This is a genomic window from Microcoleus sp. Pol10D4, from assembly GCF_036701555.1.
In the GTDB taxonomy this organism is placed as follows: Bacteria; Cyanobacteriota; Cyanobacteriia; order Cyanobacteriales; family Microcoleaceae; genus Microcoleus.
The window spans coordinates 148,393-174,267 of sequence record NZ_JAUBRA010000004.1; the positions used below are offsets into that span (position 1 = coordinate 148,393).

The 25,875-nt window shown below is 46.0% G+C and carries 17 protein-coding genes; 5 read left to right on the top strand and 12 right to left on the bottom strand.

What is annotated here, in order from left to right; translation table 11 throughout:
* The first annotated feature begins 132 nt into the window (after positions 1-132).
* The 3 genes from QUA36_RS04155 to QUA36_RS04165 are packed head-to-tail and all read left to right on the top strand — an operon-like array spanning position 133 to position 2,385.
* Positions 133-303 carry a hypothetical protein gene (locus QUA36_RS04155; protein ID WP_333455730.1) on the top strand — a complete coding sequence of 57 codons (171 nt, stop codon included), beginning with the start codon at positions 133-135 and terminating at the stop codon, positions 301-303.
* Positions 266-1,492, top strand: coding sequence for a serine hydrolase (locus QUA36_RS04160; RefSeq protein WP_333455732.1), 1,227 nt, complete (start codon positions 266-268; stop codon positions 1,490-1,492). The genes QUA36_RS04155 and QUA36_RS04160 overlap by 38 nt, the downstream gene beginning before the upstream one ends.
* Positions 1,493-1,548: 56 nt before the next feature.
* Positions 1,549-2,385 carry an alpha/beta hydrolase gene (locus QUA36_RS04165; protein ID WP_333455734.1) on the top strand — a complete coding sequence of 279 codons (837 nt, stop codon included), beginning with the start codon at positions 1,549-1,551 and terminating at the stop codon, positions 2,383-2,385.
* A gap of 128 nt (positions 2,386-2,513) precedes the next feature.
* On the opposite strand, the gene QUA36_RS04170 is transcribed toward QUA36_RS04165, so the two are convergent.
* From QUA36_RS04170 to carA, 5 genes are all read right to left on the bottom strand, one after another.
* Complete coding sequence (locus tag QUA36_RS04170; RefSeq protein ID WP_333159838.1) at positions 2,514-2,792, bottom strand: DUF1816 domain-containing protein; 279 nt, start codon at positions 2,790-2,792, stop codon at positions 2,514-2,516.
* A gap of 293 nt (positions 2,793-3,085) precedes the next feature.
* Positions 3,086-4,513, bottom strand: a complete 1,428-nt coding sequence (rlmB, locus tag QUA36_RS04175; RefSeq protein ID WP_333455736.1) for a 23S rRNA (guanosine(2251)-2'-O)-methyltransferase RlmB — start codon at positions 4,511-4,513, stop codon at positions 3,086-3,088.
* 263 nt (positions 4,514-4,776) lie between these two features.
* Positions 4,777-5,223, bottom strand: a complete 447-nt coding sequence (locus tag QUA36_RS04180; RefSeq protein ID WP_333159833.1) for a ribonuclease III domain-containing protein — start codon at positions 5,221-5,223, stop codon at positions 4,777-4,779.
* Between the two features lie 383 nt (positions 5,224-5,606).
* The gene (locus QUA36_RS04185; RefSeq protein WP_333037230.1) at positions 5,607-5,963 is read right to left on the bottom strand and encodes an STAS domain-containing protein; all 357 of its coding nucleotides are present in this window, start codon (positions 5,961-5,963) and stop codon (positions 5,607-5,609) included.
* Positions 5,964-6,130: 167 nt separating this feature from the next.
* Positions 6,131-7,288, bottom strand: a complete 1,158-nt coding sequence (gene carA / locus QUA36_RS04190) for a glutamine-hydrolyzing carbamoyl-phosphate synthase small subunit (protein ID WP_333455738.1) — start codon at positions 7,286-7,288, stop codon at positions 6,131-6,133.
* A 308-nt stretch (positions 7,289-7,596) separates the two neighbouring features.
* Here carA and QUA36_RS04195 point away from each other — a divergent pair, with 308 nt between their 5' ends.
* Entirely contained in the window at positions 7,597-8,241 is a 645-nt protein-coding gene (locus QUA36_RS04195; protein ID WP_333455739.1) for a retropepsin-like aspartic protease, read from the top strand.
* 178 nt (positions 8,242-8,419) lie between these two features.
* Here QUA36_RS04195 and trpD read toward each other — a convergent pair whose 3' ends face one another.
* Positions 8,420-9,535, bottom strand: coding sequence for an anthranilate phosphoribosyltransferase (gene trpD, locus QUA36_RS04200; protein WP_333455741.1), 1,116 nt, complete (start codon positions 9,533-9,535; stop codon positions 8,420-8,422).
* 865 nt (positions 9,536-10,400) lie between these two features.
* On the opposite strand from trpD, the gene QUA36_RS04205 reads away from it, so the two are divergent.
* Complete coding sequence (locus QUA36_RS04205; protein ID WP_333455743.1) at positions 10,401-13,382, top strand: PAS domain S-box protein; 2,982 nt, start codon at positions 10,401-10,403, stop codon at positions 13,380-13,382.
* A 247-nt stretch (positions 13,383-13,629) separates the two neighbouring features.
* On the opposite strand, the gene QUA36_RS04210 is transcribed toward QUA36_RS04205, so the two are convergent.
* From QUA36_RS04210 to QUA36_RS04235, 6 genes are all read right to left on the bottom strand, one after another.
* Positions 13,630-15,414, bottom strand: coding sequence for an adenylate/guanylate cyclase domain-containing protein (locus QUA36_RS04210; RefSeq protein WP_333455744.1), 1,785 nt, complete (start codon positions 15,412-15,414; stop codon positions 13,630-13,632).
* Positions 15,411-15,806 (bottom strand): response regulator, encoded by a 396-nt coding sequence (locus QUA36_RS04215; RefSeq protein WP_333161138.1) that lies wholly within the window; start codon positions 15,804-15,806, stop codon positions 15,411-15,413. The genes QUA36_RS04210 and QUA36_RS04215 overlap by 4 nt, the downstream gene beginning before the upstream one ends.
* A gap of 346 nt (positions 15,807-16,152) precedes the next feature.
* Complete coding sequence (locus tag QUA36_RS04220) at positions 16,153-21,774, bottom strand: AAA family ATPase (RefSeq protein WP_333455746.1); 5,622 nt, start codon at positions 21,772-21,774, stop codon at positions 16,153-16,155.
* A 215-nt stretch (positions 21,775-21,989) separates the two neighbouring features.
* Positions 21,990-22,676, bottom strand: coding sequence for a ribonuclease HII (locus QUA36_RS04225; protein WP_333455771.1), 687 nt, complete (start codon positions 22,674-22,676; stop codon positions 21,990-21,992).
* Between the two features lies 1 nt (position 22,677).
* On the bottom strand, positions 22,678-25,056 hold the full coding sequence (locus tag QUA36_RS04230) for an Rne/Rng family ribonuclease (protein ID WP_333455748.1): 2,379 nt from the start codon (positions 25,054-25,056) through the stop codon (positions 22,678-22,680).
* A gap of 416 nt (positions 25,057-25,472) precedes the next feature.
* Complete coding sequence (locus QUA36_RS04235; protein WP_333161132.1) at positions 25,473-25,601, bottom strand: hypothetical protein; 129 nt, start codon at positions 25,599-25,601, stop codon at positions 25,473-25,475.
* Positions 25,602-25,875: the final 274 nt, after the last annotated feature.

Consider the following 25,875-nt stretch of genomic DNA (forward strand, 5'->3'; position numbering starts at 1 on the left):
GATCGCTCCCTTTATTTTGGTTATTTTGCTGCGATCTAACTTTCCGATTTCACATTGTACATTGTAGATTTATTCTGCAATCTAAAAAAATCTAACATCTACAATAATCTAAAATCTAAAATCTAAAATAGTTTGACTGATGTAACAATAGCTGCTTATATTGAATGTGGTGGTGTTGAGGATGTTAAATATGCGAGATATGAGGTGTTTTTTGTCGATCGCCAACAAGATGGCGGCAGTAGTAGCCGGCATTGGACTGGTTCAGATGTTAACCATCGCAAGTTCATTCTCTCAATCATCTAACCCGCGTTCCCTAGACGAACTCTACAAAATTCGCGATGGGCTGATCACCGAATTAGAACAACCCTCCTCTCCCTCCCCAGAACCAAGCATCCTTTCCGGCTTAGTTCCCTTCGCAGCCAATCCTCCAGAACAACTGCTACAGCAGTTGCAAGCGGTGGAAGCTCAAATATTAGTAGAAAAGAGGGCTAACGACAACTTACAGCAAGCAGTCCGTTTAGCCAACAGAGCCGTAGAAACTAAACAGCAGCAAAATAAGTCGATCGCATCTTCGCAGCAAACTCAATTTTTCTGGCATCAGGCCCTCAACAACTTGCAGGAAGTTCCTCAAAATTCATTTTTAGCTTCCGTCACTGCCTCAAAAACTCAAGAATACCGGGAAAATTTAACAGCAGCAACCTTTCAAGTGCAGCAAGCAAAATCTGATTTGTTGGGTGCGCTTGCCAGGGAAAGCGGTTTGTCTGCTCAAGCTTCGATCGGCCTTTGTAACCTTTCTAGAGAATGCGTAAACCTGCGGGGCGATGTGCCTCCTATCAGTCCGGCCAGCTTAATTAAATTGCCGATTGCTGTCGCCCTGATGCAAAAAGTCGATAAAGAAAAAATTAGTCTGAACCAAGAAGTATTAGTCACTCGCGGTAATTTCACCGAAGACGCATCGGCAAAGATTACGTCCAATCGCAATTACCCGCTACAGCTACTGTTAGAAGAAATGATCTATCACAGCAGCAATATCGCCACCAATCAACTAATCGATTATTTGGGTTCGGATTACATCAATCAATATTTAGATAATAGCGGCTACGAAGTCACCCGCGTCAACTTCAAATTAATGGGGGAAAGAATTATGCCCTCCAACCCCGGTTCTGGTCGCAACCGCGTGACTGCTAACGAACTCACCGAAATGATGGTGCAAATTTACAACGGCGAAACACCCGGTGCTAAACTATTAATAGAAACTCTCAACCGCCAGTACGATCACGCTCTGGGATTTGCCGCATTGGAAGGAACGAAAGCTCAGTGGTTGGGGGAAAAAACAGGCCAAAATTCCTGGGTGCTCGGCACAACTTTAGCGATGAGCATCGACGACGAGGCCTATGTGATTACTGTGATTGACAGCCGCAGCGGCGAGCTACAAATGCGCCAGTCTATTTCTAAAATTGCCGATTACATTGTCCGAAACCCCAGCTTTTAACCGCTGGAATATACAATTTATAGCGGGGGACAACGCACCGCCCAAACAGTTAAAAAATGCCGCATCAACAACTCAGTGTTTCCGTCGAAGGCAAGGGATTTCCTATTCTTTGTTTGCACGGCCATCCAGGTTCCGGCGATTGTATGTCCGTCTTTACAGAACACCTATCAAAACGCTTCCAAACGATCGCCCCAGACTTGCGCGGATACGGCAACAGCCGCACCTCTGTTCCCTTTGAAATGACAGATCATCTGGTAGATTTAGAAGCACTATTAGACAAATTAGGAGTCGATCGGTGTTTGGTGATCGGATGGTCTTTGGGAGGGATTTTAGCGATGGAATTAGCCATGAAATATCCCCAGCGAGTCACCGGTTTGATTTTACTTGCATCCGCAGCAAAACCGCGAGGAAGTCACCCTCCCATCTCTTGGCAAGATAACCTTTACACCGGTTTAGCGGGAATTATCAATTGGGTGATACCCGGTTGGCAGTGGAATATTGATACTTTTGCTAGGCGATCGCTCTTTCGCTACTTGATACAGCAGCATAACGCCACCCCTTACCGCTACTTAGCACAGGCAGGTACTCCCGCCTACCTCAAGACTTCCAACACGGCCACGAAGGCATTAAATACCGCTCTCAGGGCAGGATACGATCGACTGCTCCACCTGGGCGACATTCATTGTCCGTGCTTAGTGTTGGCCGGAGAAGGCGATCGGCACATCACCTCAGCATCCAGTTTAGAAACCGCCCGCCACCTCCACGATTGTCAGTGGCAGTGCTATCCAAATACCGCCCACTTGTTCCCTTGGGAAATTCCCGATCGGGTAGTTGCAGACATCGATCATTGGATTGAGAGTCACCCCGAAGCAGTTGGCAATTGCGAGTGTTGAGTTGGGATTTTGTCACAAGCAATTTATTACCCAACACTCAACAGTTTTGAAGTTATAAATCACCACTCAAAACCGCACAGCGTTGCGATAGAAGCGTAGCCCTCTCAAAACTCAAAACTCCCCTGTTGCTACTGACCGCTCAAAACCGGCCACAGCCCTGCATCACCAAGCTTTCCCATATCTTCTGCAACCGTCAAAGTAATTGGTTTGCAGCGGTGAATCGAAACACTAACACCTTCTGCCCCTTCATTTTCTATGTCTTCTACATATCCTGCTTTTGCAGCTTCCGCCTCTCCATCGGTTAAGAACGGGCCAAAATAGTAAATGCACCGCGGCGCTGAAGTTTTAACTTCAACCCACCAAGCCAATCCGAAAAAGTTGAGCAAGCTAATCAAGAATTCTTTCATCTGCTTTTCTAATGTATTTGACGGTGTTTTCAGGGTGCTGCGAACACGCCTAGGCTTTTGTTATTTACACGTGGCTGACTGCTGCCAAGAACCGATCCAAACCTATTTAAATATATCTAAATAGATTTGTGTCGAATTCCTGTTTGAACCTAGGGGCTACGCCCCTTCTACTTTCGCCTGAACAAGTAACGACAGTCGATCGACTATCCTTACTTGTTCCGGGTGTGGTGCCACTCAATTCTGGGCGGCATCCACAATAAACTACTCTGTTGTGCTCTTTTTTTCAAGCACCTTTACGATCCGTGTACGTGAAACTTTTTGGGCCCGCGCTGACGGTAAATTTCGTATAAAGCCATCCCCGTTGCTACCGAGACATTCAGGCTAGGAGTATGGCCCCTTAAAGGAATTGAAACTAATCCGTCACATCCGCGCTGTATCAAAAGGCTCAAACCGTCAGCTTCACCACCCACCACTAAAACAGTGGGCCCGGAGAACTTGACTGTCTCTATAGATTGACCGACGCCTGCTGCAGTGCCATAAATCCAGAATCCAGCCTCTTTGAGTTCTTCCAGCGCCCGGTTAAGATTGACAACCCTCGCCACGGGCAGGCTTTCCAATGCCCCTGCTGCCACTTTTCTCACTGCCGAGGTAATCCCAACAGCCCGCCGCTGGGGAATCACCATGCCCTGAGATCCCAATGCTTCTGCGGTGCGAATGATCGCCCCTAGATTGTGCGGGTCGTTGAGTCCTTCTGCCACCACAATTACTGGATCTTCGCAAGCCGACTTAGCCTTTGCGATCAGTTCGCTCAAATCCAGGTATTCGTAAGCTGATACTTGGGCGGCTACGCCTTGGTGGTTTGCTTTGCGCGTGATGTAGTCGAGGCGCAAATCGTCAACTTCGTCAATAATGCTGCCGTTGGCTTTTGCTTCGGTTAGCAAGCTATGAAAGCGGGGATCGTAGCGCAGGTGCGGAACAACCCAGATCCGGTTGAGGACTTGGTTTGTTTCTAAAGCTGCTTGCACCGCATGGCGACCGTAAATCATGTCGTCTGTGTCTGCGTCTGGTTGCACGACTGTATTTGAGGCAGTGTCAACAGGGCGAGTGTCTCTGTCTTTGTCCCTGTCTCTGAAATGGTTGCCCCGGAATTCCTGCGGGCTATTGTCTTTGTCTCTGTCTTTGTAATAATTGCCCCTGGATTCCTGTGGGCTGCTGTCTCTGTCTCGGAAATTATTGCGGGCCCGCTGTGGGCTGCTGTCTCTGTCTCTGTCTCGGAAATTGTTGCGGGCCGGCTGGGGGCTCCTGTCTCTGTCTCTGTCTCTGTCTCGGAAACTGTTGCGGGCCGGCTGGGGGCTGCTATCTCTGTCTCTGTCTCGGAAACTGTTGCGGGCCGGCTGGGGGCTGCTGTCTCTGTCTTGGTAATAATTGCCCCTGGATTCCTGCGGGCTGCTGTCTCTGTCTTTGAAATGATTATTTCTGCGAATTTCCGGTTGGCTGTCGGCATCGACTCTCCGTTTGAAAATTGCTCTCACGGGCATTTCTCGCGATTGCGGGGCGAAGGTCGATCGCTTTTGAGGCGCGTCTACTCCGCGAGTATCGGGACGGGGCTTGCGTTCAAAGCGGGGAGAGGATGGTTGTGAGTCCTGACGGCGGCCTTCGCTTTTGAATGGCTTGCTGTCGGAATTCGATCGCGAGGAGTTGGGTCTGGTAAATTTTCTCATTGGTTTCTTGTAGTCAAAACGTTTTGGCTGAAGGCTAGTCGATTGTAGATTGTAGATTTGAGATTCTTGATTGAGGGAGCAATCTTGGGGCTTTGAGATTTTAGATATTCTAGGGAGGGAGCAAGGATTTTGCTGTGTTCAAATTGCTAGTTAATAACTGATAAATCCTGTTTTGCCCATCAAGATTTTTGAGGTTTTATGTTGGCCGTGCAAGGATGGTTAATTAATCCCTCCTCATTCGCAACTCTTAACTGCTAAATCCTTTAAGTCTCAATATCTAAAAGTGCCAGAAGTTCGGTCAATCTTTCGGGATCGGTGAGATACAAATATCCGATCAAAGTTTCTAAGCTGCTGGCTTGTTGGTATATCTCTGGATCTGCTCGCTTAGAACGGCCCGCTGCAGCATTGCGGCCGCGCTTGACAATTGCTAATTCTGTACTGTTCAAGTAAGGAGAGAGCGATCGCAAGTGACGCGCTTGAGTTTCGGCTCGTACTTGCCCCACCACCAATTCGTGATAAGCTTGCAATCTTTTGGGTGGCACTAAGTACGAACTCCGAACGTAGAGTTCGTACACTGCATCTCCCAAATATGCCCAGGCTGCAGGCGAAATTCTTTCTATTTCTGCTGGTGTAGCCCTCGCAGGATGCACTCGATTTAAACTGATATCCGTCAGACTCAGTTTGAGTCCGTCATCTGCGATCGGCGACATACTTTTTTAAATAAAACTTCCGCACAGCTTGGTTTTTCTAGTTACTTACTTATTTCGTCTTTCGTCACTTCCGCAATTATAGCTTTTACAGGACTGTTCGCTCTCAGAGCACGAAGCGAGATATATAGGCAAAGCTTGGCGCGACGATCGCACTCCTAAAAAAGGCTTTTTACCAAATCGGGATGCTCTAATTTTTATACCATTTTTCCGCGTGTTTGCCACACATATTTTACTGCCCATCCACCGAAACTCTAAGCATCGGAGAAATAGCGGCTGGCGCGTGTCACAGCTTCTGGGTAAATTGGTATTGTTTTACCAGCAAAAAAATAAAAATTTGCTATCCAGCGTTTAGAACCGGATAGCTAATTTAATCCACTTTGGCGTCAAGCATCCTTGACGTTTTTTACCGCCTCATCAACCGAAGGCTGCAAAGACAAAAATTTCTCTAAGCGAACCAGTTTAACAGTCTGAGTTACGCGGGGATTTGAGACAATTTGCAATGTCCCTTCCAAGGTTTGGGCTTTTTTGACAAGTTGCACAAGTGCGCCCAAGCCTGAACTATCCACAAAGTCTATCTGAGACAAGTCCAAAATTACGTGTTTTGGGCCCTCGTCAATACATTTGCTTATTACCTTCCGAAAAGTGGCCTCAGAAAAAGCGTCCAGCAGGCCAGTCAAGCGAAATAACTGATAGTTATTCTTGACTTCGCGAGTGCCTCTGAGGCTAACGGTCAGGGTCAATGACTCAGGAATGACACCCTCCTAGCTAGATATGGCTTAAAGTCGAGGCTTCATTATAGGAGTTTTTTGGTCTTTTGTCTACAGTTTTTTAGTCATTGGTCATTAGTCAGAAGCGATCGACATAAACAGCCTCTGATGACTACTGACTAATGACTGCTGACTAAGGACTACTTACTGCTGGCTACTTTCTGATTGTCTCGCATTGACTGCACGAATCGATCGAATAAATAATCGGCGTCGTGCGGGCCCGGACTGGCTTCTGGGTGGTACTGCACTGAGAACAGTGGCAGAGTTTTATGTTTCAATCCGGCTACGGTGCGATCGTTCAAATTGAGATGAGTAATCTCTACTTCGGGGGTTAAGGAATCGGGGTCGATCGCAAAACCGTGATTTTGGCTAGTAATTTCTACTTGCTCGGTTAAACCCGCTGGATGATTCAATCCCCGATGGCCGAACTTAAGTTTAAAAGTTTCTGCACCCAAGGAAAGTCCCAAAATTTGGTGTCCCATGCAGATGCCGAATACGGGTTTGTCCGACTTTAACAAAGCTTTCGCAGTAGCGATCCCTTCCGTTACCGCCGCCGGATCTCCGGGGCCGTTGGACAGAAAAATGCCGTCCGGGTTGTATTTGAGGATTTCCTCCGGCGAGGTGTCAGCGGGGACAACGATGACCCGACACCCGTAACTCGCCAGACGCCGCAGGATGTTGCGCTTGATCCCAAAGTCTAGCGCTACCACCGTCCACATTTTGCCGTTAGCAGGTTTGACTGTAGGACTGAACTCCCAAACCGAGTCCGTGGCTTCAGACCACTCGTAAACCTTGCGGGTGGTGACTTCCTGGACTAGATTCAGCCCGTCCATGCTGGGGGCGTCTTGTACTAGCTCCAAAAGCTCTGCCTGGTCGAGAATCGTGGTCGAAATGCCACCGTTGATCGCTCCCACCGTGCGAATTTTGCGAGTCAGGGCGCGGGTGTCGATCCCGTAAATTCCGGGGATATCGTACTGTTTTAGGTAGTCTTGCAGAGATTGCGAACAGCGCCAGTTGCTGGGGCGGCTGCAGACGTTGCGGGCGATCGCGCCCTGAATTTGCGGGCGCGAGGATTCTTCGTCTTCAAGATTTACCCCGGTATTGCCCAATTCTGGATAAGTAAAAGTTACAATTTGACCGCAATAGCTGGGATCGGTCAATACTTCTTGGTAGCCCGTCATTCCAGTATTAAATACTACCTCGCCAACGACGGTGGCGTCAGCGCCAAAGGACCAGCCGCGGTAAGCAGTACCGTCAGCCAGGACTAGGAGAGCGGGTTGTGCAGTTGAAAGTGACATGGCATCCTTAATTACTTTCGTTTGGTTTAATTCTTACCACTGCCAGGGATTTGATGCTAGTCGGCAATGTACAGATATTATTTTAATTTGTGCAAGGGTTCGGAAAAGCAAGGCCCTGATGCCGGAGGCCCGATGCCGGAGGCACTTATGCCACAGGTAATCAAAAAGCAGCAATAAGTGCAAATTCTCCATCTCCCCCCGCGCCAGCAATTTATCTGCCAGCAGTTTAGGAGGCGGGCGGAAATTCTATATCTATACCAAAAGGCAGTTGTCGCTGTTACGATCGAGCTACAGCGTTTAACGAAACTATGGCCAGCAAATCTCCCTTGCCTTTACTCTCAAACTTATACAAGCATCTACTGAACTCTCAAAAACTGTGCAAACCGCTACTGGTTGTAACAACAGTTATTTCTCTGAGCAGTTCAATTTTAATAGGGACTGTTGCCAACTCCTCGCGAGCAGTGGCTCAAGAAAGTGAGGGATGCTTCATGCGGAGCTCGTCAGGCCGAACCCTCAACCTCAGCCAATCAGTCTGCGGTTTTCTCCCCGAAGAATTGACGCCTACCACTTCGGCGGCGGCAAAGTCGGGAGTGTTTCAGGCAAAAATCAAACGGCGAGAGGCTAATATCCCCGTCATAGAAGTCACGTTTAACGGCAAACAAAAGTTCGAGATGATGGTAGATTCTGGAGCTAGTGGCACAGTAATTACACCAGCAATGGCTAAAGCCTTGGGTGTTGTTCTCCAGGGAACAGTGCAAGCACAAACTCCGAACGGAGTGGCTACTTTTCCCCTCGGTCGCCTGACTTCTATGGAAGCAGGTGGTCTGGCAGTTAACAATGTGGTTGTGGCCGTCTCGCCATCCCTAGATATCGGACTGTTGGGTCACGACTTTTTTGGTAATAAAGATGTGACTATTAAGCAAGATGTCATTGAATTTCGATCGCGCTCTTAAAAAAAACGAAGAAGTCCGAGGGAAGAAGTAAAGAAAAATTTAGAATTAAATAATTTTTACTCTTGGTCACTTAAAACCAAAAATTCCTTCTTCCTTCTTCCTTTTTCCTTTTTCCTTCATCCTTCTTCCATCCGTTACATCCGTTACATCCGTTACAAAATCCGTTGCCGAACTTCCTTCATTTCAAAAACTCAATCAACTGCTGCAACTTCAACCAAGATTCACCGCTCAATAAAATGTCCTTAGCCATAGAAACTCCTGCTGCGTGAGAACCCATAGGAATTGCACCTCCCACCTGCAAAGCCAAAGACGCATTCAAAGCTACAACATCCATTTGTGCGGACGTACCTTTGCCTTGCAAAACGTTCCGCAAAATCTCGGCGTTTTCCTCAACATTTCCGCCTTTTAACGAGCCGATCGCACTTGGTGTCACTCCTACCTTTTGCGGGTCTAAAGTAGTGAGTTCCACTTTGCCATCCGACAAAACCGCCAAATCAGTCACATCTCCCAAACCCGCCTCGTCCAATTTTTCTCTGCCGTGAACGACTACAGCTAACTCAGTCCCCAACTCGCCCAAAGCTTGGGCAATAGTGGATACCAGACTAGGATCGAACACCCCGATTACCTGCCCTGTAGGGCGCATAGGATTAACGAGGGGGCCTAAAAGGTTAAAAACAGTCCGCACCTTCAAAGTGCGCCGGAGCGACGCTACAGCCTTAAGTGCGGGATGCCACCCAGGGGCAAATAAAAAGGTGATGCCCACAGAGTCTACCGCAGCTCTCACCTTCGCCGGATCGGCGTTGAGGTTGACTCCGAGTGCTTCCAACACGTCAGCAGAACCCACTTTGCTTGATGCCGATCGATTTCCGTGTTTGGCAACTCGAACTTTGCCGGCGGCGGCCACAAAAGCGACAGCAGTGGAAATATTAAAGGTGGAAGCGCCGTCGCCGCCCGTGCCACAAGTATCAATTAATTTGAGATTGGAGGTTGGAGATTGGGAATTGAAAACGCTCTCCGACTCACCTGCAAGCGACTGAGAATCCAATACCTGAGCCATTCCTACCAATTCTTGGGCAGAGATGCCTTTGGCTTGGATGGCCGCTAAAATTGCTCCTGAGAGGACGGGGGGAATAGCTTCTGCTAGCCATCCCTGCATTAAGTCGGCTGCTTGGGCGCGTGAGAGAGATTGTCTGTCTAACAGTTGTTGCAGGAGGGCTGGCCACACAGGAGAATCTGCCGTCTGGGTGGAAGCAGGGGATAACTCTGGCGTTGCTAGGAGAGGAGAATCTGTCATTTATTAGTTTTTAGTCAAATTTAGCCCGATCGAGCTTTGCGGCCAAACCGAGAATCGATCGGGATTTTACCAGACTTGCCGATCAAATTTTGCGCGATCGGGCCTCGATTTTTGCTCAAATGCCAGCACCGCTACAGAATTTTTCCGCCTGCAGTAGCAGAATATGAATTTTTTGATACAACAATTACGCTATTGTTGTGCCAACTTTACATAGAAACCCCAGATCGTACAACTGCCAGTAGTCTGCTGTATTATCTATCAGCAATAATACTTAACAGTAACTCAGAGCACCCAAAGACCGATAAAAGTTTCCGACAGGAGTTGTGGAGACCAAAAAATTTTAGACATTAGGGAGCCCCAGATTCATCTGTGGAGTCAACTTTAATCTAAAATCTCAAATCGACTGACAGCAAGGACAGCGAGCATTTAGCTCTTGCAGGCGGGTTAGTTGCTTCGGGTAAGAGTCGATCGTACTCTCACCCAAATCCTAAAAATAGAGTCTTGCGGTTGTACAAGTCGCTGCCTTTTATTATTGTAACAACCTCCTTGCTACTAACTTATTTCAGGGTATTCAACGGCTAATATATTCAGGGAGATTTCAACGAACGGGTTTTGCTAGAACACCTGCATCATAGGTCGTTCGATGTGCCAATGCGATCGTGACAGCCAGTCAAGCCTCAAATAAATACCCGATCAAATCAACTTTCGGCAGCAACCACTAACAACTAACAGCCCCGTAGGACAGATAAATAAACACACTCGTATCCGGCTGCGACACACCATCTTTCAACCTAACTAACGGCTCGAATTTAACAGGCGGTAGACCAAAATATTCAACTCACACACAAGAGCAGGGTATTCAAAAGTGGGAAATCAAAAACTAGGAAATAAAGCGATAGAATGCCTGAATGTCGCGGAGGCACTGCACCAAATGGAAGCAAAATATTATAGTATGTTTGAAAATGCGGTGTCGGGCATTTTTCAAACAACCCAAGACGGTCGCTACATCAGCGCTAACCCAGCTTTGGCTCGCATTTACGGATATAGTTCCGCCGCAGAATTGATGGGTTCTCTGACTGATATCAGCGATCAGCTTTACGTCAATCCCGATCGCCGCGATCAGTTTGTTTCTGCTTTGCAAGCACAGGGCATCGTATCGGATTTTGAGTCGCAGATTTATCGCCGAGACGGAACAATAATTTGGATCGCTGAAAATGCGCGGGCTGTCTGCGATGAAGCGGGTAAATTGCTCTACTACGAAGGTTTTGTAGAAGATATCACCCAGCGCAAGCAAGCAGAATCTGCACTTCGAGAAAGCGAAGAACGCCTGCGCTTAATCATTGAAGGCGTTAAGGATTACGCTATATTCATGTTAGATACTGAGGGGTATGTAGCTAGCTGGAATTCTGGTGCTGAACGCATTTTTGGATATATATTTCATGAAATAGTCGGCAATCATTCGGAGTGTTTTTTCACGAAAGAAGATATTAAAATTGGCAAGCCCCAAGAAAAATTAATCAGGGCAGTAGCCGAAGGTCGATACGAAAATCAAGGCTGGCGGCTTCGCAAAGACGGATCGCGATTTTGGGCGAATATTATTGTTACTCCTTTGCGCGATGAAAGGGGAAAGTTGCAGGGCTTTTCTCAAGTAATGCAGGATATTACTGAGCAAAAGCGGGCGGCTGAGGAAAAGATGCAGTTGATTGCTTCTTTGCAGGCGTCGGAAAAAAAGTTTCGCACTTTGTACGAATCGACGACTGATGCGGTAATGCTGCTAGACGAAGAGGGGTTTTTGGATTGCAATCCGGCTACTTTAAAGTTATTTGGATGCAGCACTGAATCGGAGTTTTGCGGCAAGCATCCTTCGGAGTTCAGCCCGCCGTTGCAACCAGACGGACAAGATTCTAGGAGTATTTCTCAAGAGCGCATTAATACGGCTCTGCGATCGGGAAATTGCCGTTTTGACTGGCGGCACTGCCGTTTGGATGGTTCTGAGTTTCCGGCGGAAGTGCTGCTAACTTCTATGGATATCGGCGGCAAAATAGGGCTGCAAGGCGTGGTGCGCGATATCACTTATCGGGTACAGGCTGAGGAAGCCCTGAAGCAGGCTAATGAAGTATTGGAACGCCGGGTTAAAGAGCGGACAAGTCAGTTGGAAGAGGCTATTAAAAAGTTGAGGTTATCGGAAGAAAAGTTTTCTAAGGCTTTTCGGTCGAGTCCAGATCCGATGATTATTACTACTTTTGCTGAGGGTCGTTTTATTGAAGTTAATGATAGTTTTCTGTCGATGACTGGTTACGATTTAGAAGAAACGACCTGGAATACAGTACCGGGGTTAAATATTTGGGTAAGACCTGAAGACCGACTTAATTTTAGGCGAAGTTTGCACGAACAAGGTGTTGTTCGCAATCAGGAATGCGAGTTTCGGATGAAGTCGGGATCGGTGGTGGTGTGTTTGCTGTCAGCAGAGTTGATTAATTTGGACGGCGAACTCTGTATGCTGGGGGTGATGACGGATATTACCGATCGCAAACACGCCGAAGAAGCCCTACGGGAAAGCCAGCGGGCCTTGGCGACGCTGATGAGCAATTTGCCGGGAATGGCCTACCGTTTTCGCAACGATGCCGATCGCAGTATGGAGTTTGTCAGCGAAGGTTGCTATCAGTTAGCCGGCTATTCTCCTGAAGAATTTATCGGCACTCGGGAAGTTTCTATCTCGGAATTGACTCACCCGGACGATCGCGAAAATTTGTGGAATGCCGTGCAAGTTGCCTTACAAGAAAATCGACCCTATCAGCTAAATTACCGAATTACTTCTAAAAATGGCGAAGTAAAATGGGTTTGGGAGCAAGGTTTGGGAGTGTTTTCCGACTCTGGAGATTTGATAGCTTTGGAAGGGTTAATTACTGATATTTCCGAGCAGAAACGCAGTGAAGAAGCTTTACTGCGATCGCAAACAGAGTTAACCCAACAAAAACTTCAACTCGAAAATACTTTGCACGAATTGCAGCAAACTCAAGCCTTATTAATTCATACTGAGAAAATGTCTACTCTCGGTCAAATGGTAGCCGGTGTTGCTCACGAAATTAACAATCCTGTTAGCAGCGTCTGCGGCAATCTCGTCCACGTCGGCCACTACACCGAAGATTTGCTGAATTTGCTCGATATGTACCAGAAGCACTGCCCGCAGCCGCCGGCAGCAATTCAAGATCAAATTAAGGATATCGAATTAGAGTTTCTGCTAGAAGATTTGCCGAAAGCGATGTCTTCGATGCAGGTTGGGGCCGATCGCATTCGGGAAATCGTGCGATCGCTCAGAAATTTCTCTCGCAAAGACGATTCTCAAATGAGCAAAGTTAACCTGCACGAAGGGATTGAAGGAACGTTGCTGATTCTGCAAAGCCGCCTGAAAGCCAGAGGCAACTATCCCGAAATTGCGGTAGTTAAGGACTATGGAAATTTGCCTTTGGTTGAGTGTTATGCCGGGAAAGTTAATCAGGTATTTATGAATTTGATCGGAAATGCGATCGACGCGATCGAGGAATACAACGAAGGGCGTTCAGTTGCTGAAGTCAAAGCTAACCGCAGCAAGATTAAAATTAGGACTGAAGTCCAAAACTCCCATGCTGTAATTAGGATTTCTGACAACGGCCCCGGTATGCCAGAAGAAGTTTCCCAGCAGTTATTCGAGGCTTTTTTTACCACAAAACCCGCCGACAAAGGTACCGGTTTAGGTCTGTCAATTTCCTACAAAGTTGTCCAAGAACACGGTGGCAAACTTAGCTGCGTATCTGCACTCGGCCACGGAGCAGAATTTATCATAGAATTGCCGATCGAACAACCCTAGTCAGCAGTCATTAGTCATTGGTTATTGCTTATTTATGACTGTTGACTGTTGACTGATGACGCTCGATCGCTAACCCATGACTAATGACTAATAACTAATAACAACTAACAACTACCAACTGCCAACTAACAACTACCAACTAACTATAGCGGTTTTCAAGAAAGTGACGTATGGGGTGAGTCCTATGCCTATGCCCTATGCCCTATGCCCTATGCCCTATGCCCTATGCCCGCGTGAGCACCTCATGTTACTGAGAAAGGCTATACTGACACCTTTCCCAATAAATTCGAGCCACCTTATCCTCTGGATTTTGCCCCAAACAATCCGCAAAAAGTCCCGCAGCTTCCCTAAAATTCTTCATATTGTAAAAAGACAAAGCCTCAGTAAATAGTTGCAGAGTCGCTAACTTCCCCGCTTTAACTTCCGGCCAATCCGCATCAAAAACTTCATAAACAGTCACCCATTCAGACTTACCCTTAACCTGAACTTTATCAATTACTCGAATTGCATACTCAGCAGGATTTGTCAAGCGATCGAACGTCTGCTGAGTAATTAACAGCGACACCCCGTAATTCTTCGTCAAACTTTCAATCCGAGAAGCCAAATTAACCGCATCGCTAATCACAGTACCGTCCATGCGGCTTTTTCCGCCCACTATACCCAGAATCAAAGAACCAGTATTGATTCCCACCCCAATCTCAACTGGCACATAACCCACAGAAGCGCGATCTCGATTGTATTCAGCCAGAGTATGCAGCATCGCAATTCCGGCTTTCACAGCATCATCCGCGCCCTCGCTAAACAAAGCCATAATTGCATCACCAATATATTTATCAATAAACCCTTTATTTTCCACAATCAGTGGTTCCATTCGACTCAGATAAGAATTGATAAATTTGAAATTTTCTGTCGGTGTCATTTGTTCCGAGAGAGTAGTGAAATCGCGGATGTCAGAAAACAAAACTGACATTTCCAACTCCACCGCTCCTCCCAATTTAATATCAACAATACTGTCACATCCCAAAAAAGCTAAAAACTCATTGGGTACAAAGCGACTTGTCGCCTCCGCAATTTCTAATTCTGCATCCAGTGAAAGCTCCAAATTGGAATTGACCTCAAAGAGATCCTGAATGAACTTTTTGCGTTCTGCCTCAGCTTCTCGGCGTTCTGTGATATCTTGAAGAGTGTTGATAGCATAAACAATATTTCCTTGTTGATCGTAGATTGGAGTAGCGAAGATTTCTAAGGGAATAATCTTGTCGCCTTGATGAACTTCTGCATCGTCAGCCCTAGCAATTTCCCCCTTCAACGCGCGCACGATGGGCAAATTTTCCGTAGGATACTTTTGATTTGTGCCTGCTTGGTAGACTTCATAAACCTCTGACAATTGCTCCGAACTCGTATTCGGCACAACTCCTTTACCAAATATCTCTTTTGCTTTCCGATTGACGTAGTAAGGTTTGCCGTCCGCACCCAGCACACCTACACCAATCGGCATTGCTTCCAAAAACTGTCTCAAGCGATTTTCGTTTTCATGCAGTTTGGCAATCAGTGCCGTTTGCTGGCTGTTTAGCTGGGCTAACTCCTGATTTATTTGGTGGAGTTTGGCATTTTGTTCGGTAAGTTGTTTATCTTGAAGATAACTATTTAGCGCTTCTCTAACCGTCAATTTCAAATCTTCAGATTGCCAAGGTTTGGTAATATAACGATATAAGTTTGCAGAGTTGATAGCATGGGCGATAGCCCCAAGATCTGCTTGTCCTGTCAGCATAATTTTTATAGTTTTAGGCAAAATTAGATGAGCCTGTTTTAACAGCTCATCTCCCTTCATTTCAGGCATAATGTGGTCAGAAATAAGTAAAGGAATTTCATCCCCATCCTCTAACAATTCTTCAATTAACTCTAATGCTTCCTCTCCCCCTTCAGCAATTTCGATTATGTAATCCTTGCCGACAGCCTCTTGCAGTTCTGCTTTGAGGCTGCTGAGTATAGTTTTCTCATCATCGACACAGATAATTACCTGCTGGGTCATAGTTTAGATAAACCAGATTTAATAGTTTCTAGCAAATGGTCTTCCGACCAAGGTTTAGATAAGCAACGATGGAGGTTCGCCTGTTTTTTTGCTCTGTCAATTGCTACTTCATCAGCTTGACCTGTGAGCATGATTTTAATAACATTGGGGTAGTTTTTGTGAATTTGAATCAGCAACTCATCTCCCCTGATACCGGGCATTAACCAATCAGAAATAATCAAAATAACGCTAATTCCCTCCTCATTGAGGTCATTAATTAGATCTAAAGCCTCCTCAGCATCCTCAGCCCCTTCATAGATGTAGGTATCCCCAAATGCTGCTGCTAGCTGCGTCCTGAGACTGTCTAACACTATTCTCTCGTCGTCAACGCACAAAATAACTGGTTTAGACATCTATTTTTTCTCGTTTTTAATTGTTTATTAGTAGCAAAAGTAGTCACAGTAGTAAAGTATATTAGTAGGCCCCATTTTATCTTAAGATGTCACAAGTCAACGCCTCGCCAAATCCTTTCTCCCTCCCCAGTCGCCGAAACCAAGAAACTTATATGCGTAGTAGCTTAGCTGAGCATAACGCATCGTACTGCTGTTTTACATCCGTTTCCTGTTGAATCGGAGTTATGAGCCTCAAAACGCTTTGACTTTTGAAATACTCCCAATGGGGTAGATTGCAGCTTAGGCGGAACCAAGTAACACCCGACCTACTTAGTAGCTTATATTGTTGGCGATCGCATTGACCTGCTTATAGACCGCTCATGGGCAGGAAAACATTAAATATAGTTTTGCCAGGAAGTGATTCCACTTCAATTTTTCCCTGATGTTTGTCAACAATCTTCTTGACAATATCTAGTCCTAATCCGCTGCCTTCTCCGGCCAATTTAGTAGTAAAAAACGGGTCAAATATTTTTGTTTTTATCTCTTCTGGTATCCCGTTGCCGCTGTCGGTAATGCTAATTTTAGCCTGGTCATCTTGAACCGTTAACTCAATTGTTAGCGTGCCTCGATAATCCATTGCTTGCAAAGCATTATGAATTAAATTCGTCCAAACTTGATTGAGTTCGTCGGGATAGCACAGTATCGGCGGGATTTCGGCATAGTTTGTGATGACCTCAACTCCCTGTTTGAGGAGATTTTGATACAGAGTTAAGATTGTTTCAATACCTTCTTTAATACAGGCTGCTGTTTTTTCGCCCGACTGTTCGTAGCGGGCATAAGTTTTTAAGGCAAAAACTACTTTCGATGCTCTATCTGTGGCTGTGTTGATAGTAGCGATGCCTCTTTTTAATTCGGAAAGTTTGTAGGCGATTTCTAGGATGTGTAAACTATCGGATCTTTGCAACAAACGAACAAAGGCATCTATTTCATTATAAACACCCATAATCACTAGGCGATCGGCTACGGTATCGGCACTGTCAATTCCTAATTCTTCCAGTTGGCTTCTCAAAGCTCTCTTCAATTTGCGTTCTTCTTTGGTTGATAAGCTTGCTTCTTGTTGGAGCGATCGCTGAAGTAAACTCAAGAAATTCTGTGCTTCTTCTGGGGAGAGAGATTGAAAAAGTGCGGGCAACTGTTCTAAAGTTTGATTCAAGAACTTAGAAACATTTCCTGCCGAGGAGCGAATTGCACCCAGGGGAGTGTTAACTTCGTGAGCAACTCCGGCAACCAGTTGTCCTAAAGCTGCCATTTTTTCTGATTGAATCAATCCTTCTTGGGTGGCTTCGAGATTGCTTAAAGCTTGTGATAATTCTTGGGTGCGTTCTTCGACTTTGGCTTCTAAGTTGGCATAGAGTTGGGCATTTTCTATAGAGATCGCGGCTTGGGAGGCTAAGATATTTAAGACGGCCAGCCGATCGGGAGTAAAGGCATTTGTAACAAGAGTATTTTCTAGGTAAAGAATGGCGATCGGCTTTCCTTGATGTTGAATCGGCAGACACAAAACCGACTTGGGTTGATGCTGGATGATATAAGAGTCAGCCGCAAAGGTAGCCTCAGCCGTCGCATCATGAATTACCAAGGTTTCTTGGGTGCGCGAGACATAGTTAACGATCGCGATCGGAATTTCGTTAGAGTCAACAAGGGGAGTTGATGCTAGATTGCACGATTTACTGCTCACACATAGAGCCACGACGAAGAAAGAATCTCTTTCTCTCAAAATCATAGCTCCTTTTTTAGCTCCCACATTCTCAATCATCACTTGCATCAAAGTGGAGAGCAACTTATCGAGGTTGATTTCTCCTGACAGTGATTGAGAGGCTTTGATTACTGTTGCCAAGTCCAAAATCTCTGAAAGACCTGAAGTTGTATTTGCAACAGTTCTAGTCATCATTTGGGTAATTGTTTCTCCTGTCTTTAAGCTGATTTTTTGATTTAAAATAGGTGCAAGTAATTGGGGGTAGCATTTTTCTAAATCCTCAATTTTTGCCTTGGCTCCCCAGCGTGCATAGGCGTAGTAAGCTTCTGTAAGGTAGACTTGGGCAATTTTTTCTTTACCCCAAGTGAGATAGAATTTTCCTGCCAGCTCATTGCTAAGTGCTTCTTCGTTAATGTACTCATTTTCTTTAGCGAGTTTTATGGCGCGATCGTAATAATCCATGGCCTCCATATTTTGACCTAAAACTCGATGCCGTTCTGCCTCTACTAGATAGAATTTATGTAAATAATTCATCGGGGCATGATTCGCCCAGTTTTGCATTTTTGCCTGATTGGAAATTATAGTTTCGAGGATTTGTTGTTGTTCAGAAATCTCTACATCAGAATACACCGCCAACTTAGAAAGAGAATCGTAGGTATAAAAAATCGGCACTAATATCGAAGCTACTACTGCATCTAAATACTGTTTTGCTCCGGCAGAATTCTCAACTGCTTGGTGGTAGTCACTAAAAAGATAACAAAGGATTAACTTATTTAAGTAAAAATAGTAACACGCCATTCTGTGATTATTGGCAATATGAAGCGGTAACATTTTAGATTCATCACAAGCTGAACCCATTAAACGGCAAGGATTCTCTGTCATTCCCAGCAAGTTTAATACAAGTTGATGGTCAATTTGATGCACTTGAAGAATGCTATCCTGATTCATCTTTGTGAAAGCATCCCTGTAGGTTTGCATTTCTAGTTCAACCCTTGACAGTTCAGTAGAGCCACTACAGTACAAAAGGTAACAGTACCTTTGTGCTGAACAGCCAGCGTGTTCTAAATCTCCAGTTTCTAAACCTCTAAGGTAAGCAGATAACAGGGGTTTAAACGTTTCTTTAATATGATTTTTCCAAGGTTTGGTCAAGTAAGTTGCTACAAAAATAGTCATAGCCTCGAAAGGCTTGGCATCGAGCTTATTGAGCAGATTTAGTGCCAGTTCTCCAAATTGATAGCCCGATTCTAACTCTCCCATGAAGCCGCAGAGAATGACTCCATAATTCGCATAGGAATGAGTATGAGTTGGTGCATTACCATATTCAATGGCTAACTGAATCTGTTTAAAAGTAATCAGGGGCAACAGGAGGGGAGTTACCATGTAGGCAGCAGGACAGAGTTTTAACAGGATCTTACTCGCTGCCAGTTTTTGCGGGTCAGTCATGTCAGGCAAGTCAATTAAGTCTTGAATATGTTTCCCCTGTAAAGCCAATTGCGTCTCTTTAAAAGCCAGGGGAATTTCTGTCGGTTCTGGATCTTGAGGTAGATTTATCCCCAATAGTTTGAGAATGTCTAACCCAAAATTTAAAGATTGTTTGATTTGGTTCTGCGCTCTCAAAGCTTGAATTTTAACTTGATAAATTTTGATTTTATCTAAGAGCATATTTGCGTTTTGGAGGGCAATTTCTGCCAATCGCTCCATTTGCTCAAAATCACCGTTTAGATACATCGCCTCCGTGGCTTCTTCATACAGTGCCAAAGTTAGGTTATAATGGTTATTCCAACAATCAATAGCCAGAAGTGCTATACCTACAGTTAAATACTTTTTAGCAGCCGCGTAAGCCGTTGAAGATTTAGCTTTACGTCCAGCCATTAAATTCAACTGAGCCAGTTCGTCCCGTTCTATTTGAGGGGTAATTAACTCCATCCCCATATTCAATTGGTTGACAATATCAAAAATTTTCTCTTCTATTTCTGCTTCCGTAGGGGCGGTGCCTCCGTCCCCGCCCTTCCTCAACAGCATTTTCCCAATTTCGAGATGGGTGGACTGTTTCTGGGATTCGGGGATCAGAAGATATGCTGCTTGCTGCACTCGATCGTGTAAAAACTTGTAGGGAACCGATAACTCAGGCGTTTGTGCAAGTTCAACTGATTCCGAGTCTTGAAAAAATTTGTACACTTCAGCGATCGGAATAACTAACCCTTCTTGCAAAGCTTTCCACAAATCAGCCGCTGTCTCACTCTGAGATTTTTGATGAACCATTGCCAGGGTTGCTAAGTCAAATTGGTTGCCAATACACGCTGCAAGTTTCAGAACATCCTGGGTATCTCTAGGCAACTTTTGCAACTGAATCGCCATAAACTCGACAACATCATCTGTCAAAGCTAGCGTCCTCACTTGGGCTATGTCACATTGCCAATAGCCACTATTAAAATCAAAAGATATTAACCCATCTTCGTGCAGAGATTTTATAAATTGAGTAGCAAAAAAAGGATTGCCTTTAGTTTTGGTAAAAACCAGCTCTGTCAGAGGAATCGCCCGTTCTGGTGGACAGGAAAGAGTATCGACAATCAGGCGATTCAGGGAAGTTTTGTCTAAGGGTGCTAATGTAATTTGGTTGACTGTTGCCGAGTCTTTGCGAATCTCATCCAATGTCAGCATTAGTGGATGGGCGGGAAACACTTCGTTATCCCGATACGCTCCCATTAACAACAGATAGCGGGTATCTATTTCACTCATTAACAACTGCATTAGCTTCAAAGAAGCCGAATCTGCCCACTGCAAATCATCCAAGAAAATCACTAAAGGATGTTCTTTTGTTGCGAACACTCTGAGGATTTTTTTAAATAATAGATTGAAGCGATTTTGAGCGGCAGTCCCTTCTAGTTTTGGCACTTCTGGCTGCTTGCCAATTAGTCGTTCTAATTCCGGGATAACATCTATAATGACTTGACTATTTTCGCCTAACGCTTCTAATATTTTGACTTGCCATTTATGGATCTCAGCAGCACTTTCGGTGAGTAATTGCTGCATCAAATTCTGAAAGGCTTGCACCCACGACGAGAAGGGAATATCGCGCTTAAATTGGTCAAATTTACCTTTAATGAAGTAACCCCGCTGGCGGACAATAGGTTTATGAACTTCGTTAACAACCGCTGTTTTGCCAATCCCGGAAAAGCCAGCAACTAGCATGATTTCGCAACTGCCTTCGCTGACGCGATCGAAGGCATCTAATAGCGCTTTAACTTCAGTTTCTCTACCGTAGAGTTTTTCAGGAATGACGAAGCGATCGCAAATATCTCTATTCCCCAAGGCAAACTGGCTAATATTGCCATTTTCTTGCCATTGCTGCCAACAATTTTCTAAGTCATATCGCAGCCCAACAGCACTTCGATAGCGTGACTCTGGAGTTTTATTGAGCAATTTCATAATAATTTTATTCACCATCGCGCCAATAGCTGGGACCAGCTCAATTGGAGGAGTAGGAATCGTGGCCATATGACAATGGACTAACTCCATTGAATCGCTAGAGTTAAAAGGTAATTGCCCTGTCAGTAGTTCGTAAAACGTGATTCCCAGCGAGTAAAAATCTGTGCGGTAGTCGATACCCCGATTCATTCGTCCCGTCTGTTCTGGGGACATATAAGCTAGAGTTCCTTCTAAGACGTTTGGGTTGTGGATTTCCTGTTTTTCTCTGGGTAAAAGAGAGGAAATGCTGAAGTCAATTAATTTAACTTCTTTAGTTTGGGGGTTAATGATAATATTATCGGGCTTGATATCTTTGTGAATAATTCGGTTGTGATATAATCCTTCTATGGTTTGGACAATCTGAATCGCGATGGGCATAAATTCATCGAGCGGTAGGGGCGAAGTATGGGGGTAGGAAACCTCAGAATTATTTGATAGGCGATCGCCCAAATTCTTCGCTTCAGCATTAGCAGTATACTCAGCAAGAGAAACACCCCCAACATCCTCCATTACCAGAGCAAAAGCATTGCGGTAGTTTAAGAGTGCAATGGGTTTGACAATTCCAGGAAGGTCAAGATTTTTGGTAATGGTGTACTGATTCCGCAACTGCACCAGTTCGCTAAAAGTGGGATACTCGCTCAATAGCAGTTTGATAATTACTTTTTGGTTTGACTCAGAAACTCCTCGATAAACCTGTGTTTTAGAGCCATTGTAGATTTGCTCAAGGATGCGATAGCCGGGAATTGTTAACAAATTATCAGTCATGCGGAAGAGGTTAAATAAAGATTTTATAGATGCTACCGGAGGCTGAAAATGATAAATTTGGGAATAGACTAAGACAGGTCTATTGCTTAGCTAGTTTCTCTAACAGGTGATAGACATTGTTCAGCCTGTACTAACTGAATTTTTTAAGCGGAAATTCTCGGTTTTTCAAATTTTATATAATTGCGCTGGAATTAGCTAAGTTTTTCACCCTTATTTTAAGATTTTTGACAAGGACTAAAAGAGACTCGGTGAAAAGCCGATCGCCCGCAGCGTTCCAAAGCCAATTTATGTTTTGCTGTTCCATATCCCTTGTTATTTGTCAAGTCATATTCAGGATACTTAACAGCCATCCGCAGGATTAATTCATCGCGCCAAACTTTCGCCACAATACTAGCAGCAGCAATCTGAATCGATCGCGCATCACCCTTAATCATCGTCTCTTGCTTGATCGCCAAATTGGGAATCCTTTGATTCCCGTCAACCAAACACAAATCCGGCGTCACCTTCAACTTCAAAATCGCCCGTTTCATCGCCAACAAAGAAGCCTGCAAAATATTGAGGCGATCGATCTCCCGCACCGAAGCCGCACCAATTTGACAGTCAACCGCCACAGCCCGGATTTTCACAGCTAACCGACTCCGGGCTGCGGCACTCAACTGCTTGCTATCTCGCACCCCGCAACTTGCTAATTCATCGAGAACTTCGTCGGGCAAAATGCAGGCTGCAGCCACCACCGGCCCGAACAAAGCGCCTCGTCCGACTTCATCCACACCCGCAATTACCAGAGCGTTCGAGGGAGAGGAGGAAAGGGGAAGATGGAAAGATGGGAAGAGAGTAAAAATTTCTACTTCTTCCTTCTTCCCTCTTCCCTCTGACTTCTTCCTTCTTCCCTCTGACTTCATATCACTCATCCACAACGGCTGACGAGCGACGGCGGCGGCGACGGTTGATAGCAGGCTCCTCGGGTTCGCTGGGTTCGCTGGGTTCGCTGGCTTCGATCGGCTCATTGAGTTCGATCGGCTCATTGAGTTCGCTGGACTCATTGAGTTCGATCGGCTCATTGAGTTTGATCGGCTCATTGAGTTTGATCGGCTCATTGAGTTCGATCGGTTCATAGGATTCGATCGGTTCATAGGATTCGTCCATCACATCGCTGGGTTCCTCCATCCGATCAAAATCATCAGTTTCGTCGATCAAACTCTCGCCATAAATTTGGGCATCATCATCATCATCATCATCATCATCCTCTGAAAACACAGGCTCAACTACCGACCTTTCTGGATAATAATCCCGTTCCTCAACATTCTCTTGAGGCGTCGTCGCTTCAAATTCAAATTCGAGCTGCTCGAAAGGTGGCTTGTTCGGAGCAGCTCCCGGAAGCGTCACCGAAACGATCGCATTCTTAGGATTTTTCACGCTGCGATCAGTAAGCACCAAAGGAGAAACCCCCATCAGAGCATAAACATCCTGCTCCTCCGCCGTCATTTCCACCGAAATCACCTCTGGAGGCTCCACCATCGGCTTCATCAACTCAGACTTAGCCGGACGCACGCGATCAAAATCCTCGCGCCTGCCAGCAGCAGCCATATTCACCAGCCCGAAGCCCTCCGAAGCTGCCCGGATGCCGGGGGGTGCCAGATACTCAGAGCGCGTATCCGCGACGGGCGCGCTCGAAGTATTCGGCAGCCGCAACTTGCTACGTACAGGTTCCTCCTCCGCCGGGAGAGCAAAAGGCTCTTCGCCAATCCGGCGGCGGCGGCGGCGTCTAGTTCCGTTCCCCAAATCCTGATAGCTGGGATGGTTGAGCAAGTCCAAAGGCGAGGCGTTACTGGCTGTCTCAAAATCCGAACTTTCGCTCTGACTCTGAGGTTCCCAAGCAGCCCGAGCAGGTTCGGGGGGGCGTTCTTCCCGCACCGGGGCAGGAGTTGCAGCCGCTACAGGCGTCAAGCTGCGGCGTTCCAATCCTTCGGGTAAATTCAACAAAACGCGGTTCGACGTAGCAACAGTGCGATCGCCCGATTCCCGCACCGCTGCGGCGAAGTCTTCTTCCCCGGGCAAGTGCACCAGATGACCCAACCCGCTGCAAGTAGGGCAACTGTGCCCGAACAACTCATAAATATTTTGACCTTGGCGCTTGCGGGTCAGTTCTACCAGTCCCAATTCCGACAGTTGAGCGATTTGCGGCCGAGCTTTGTCAGCCTTGAGAGCTTTATTGAAATGTTCCAGCACCTGCAACTGATCGCGGCGGGATTCCATGTCAATAAAGTCAACAATAATCACCCCGGCAATATTGCGTAACCGCAGTTGTCTAGCAATTTCCGTTGCTGCTTCGCAATTTGTCCAGAGTACCGTTTCCCTAGCCGTCGCCGATCGAGTAAACGAACCCGAGTTGACATCTATAACCGTCAGCGCCTCAGTCGGCTCAATAATCACATAACCACCCGAAGGCAAATCCACCCTTGGTCTGAGGGCTTCTCGAATCGCAGCATTAACCCGGAAAAATTCTAAAATCGAGGCGCGCTCTCGGTGGTGGTCGATCAAAACTCCCGCAGGAAGTTTACCGCCGTTCCAGCTCATCAACTGCTGCTTCACCCGCTTAATTCCATTTTGCGAGTCCACCACAATCCGATTCACGTCACCGCTGAACATATCTCGCAGCACCCGCTGGATAAAATCGTCATCCCGGTTGAGTAGTGCCGGCGCCCGCGAAGTACCGCCTTCGAGTTGAACGGCTTCCCACTGTTTTTGGAGGACTTCCAAATCTTCCATGATCGCTTCTTCAGTCATCCCTTCAGCTTCGGTGCGTACCAGCAGCCCCATCCCGGCCGGTTTCACCAAAATAGCCAGAGCTCTGAGGCGGTTGCGCTCGGCTTCCGACTTGATCCTGCGTGACAGGTTGACTCCCCTGCCGTAGGGCATCAGTACCAAATAGCGACCCGGCAGGGTAATGTTGCCTGTCAGCCGGGGGCCTTTGCTGCCCGTCGGTTCTTTCATTACCTGTACCACCACTTTCTGCTGGGGGGTCAGGAGTTCTGTAATTGCTCCTGCCGAGCGTTTAAGACGCAGCGGGCCGAGGTCTGTGACGTGCATAAACCCGTTACGTTCTGGATCGCCAATATTGACAAAGGCCGCATCTATCCCAGGGAGTACATTTTCAACAATTCCCAAGTAAATGTCACTGACTTGGTGGCTGCCTGTGGCTACCACAAGTTCTTGGATTTGATCTTCTGAAAAGACGGCAGCAATGCGATGCTGCTCTGCTATAACTATCTGCTTTGTCATTCAATTTCCTCAAAAAACTGGCAGCAAGTTAGAGACACTTACGCACTCATAGTGCCTCTGACTTAGACTGTAATTAGTAGTAGCTTGAAGAGTTATTAGCTGTGAGTTGGTGCAGGGTGGAAGGAAAGTTAACTTTTGACCGTTCACTGTTAACTGTTAACTGTTGACTGTTGACTGTTCACTGTTAACTGTTACAGATAAAGTAGTTAAACCCGCCCGTACAGAGTTATGAGTTATGCTCAGCAGATAAATCTGAGAGATAGAAATAAGGAGGCTTTTATCGAGTTAGCAATATTGAGGTTTGAGTTGAGAATTGCGACATCAATACTCAAAATTCAACACTTACAACTCTTCCCTTGAACGAGCGCGAATAAATTCAGTGACACCGTACCAATTTCTTAACACACAACTTAACACTACGAACTGATAACTCCGCTTGCGTGGTGGTAGAGGGCTGGTTTTGAGGGAAAGTAGGTAGGAGTGAAAGCGCCTAGACTTTTGTTGAATTCTTGTGCGATCGCACTCAACATACCCCAGTTTGGCATTCGACTGCAACCTCCGCCCCTGCCAACCCTAAAACCTCGTCAGTCGATTTTAGATTTTAGATTTTAGATTTTAGATTTACTCCACAGATGAATCTCGGAGATTGAACTAGAGTCTAAAGTCTAAAATTTGGGTTCTCCACGAACTAAGTCGGGGGCTTATCTCCGTTTTTTGACGGGTCAGTCGATTTTAGATTTTAAATTTTAGATTTTAGATTTACTCCACAGACGAATCTGGGAGATTGAACTAGAGTCTAAAATCTAAAATTTTTGGTTC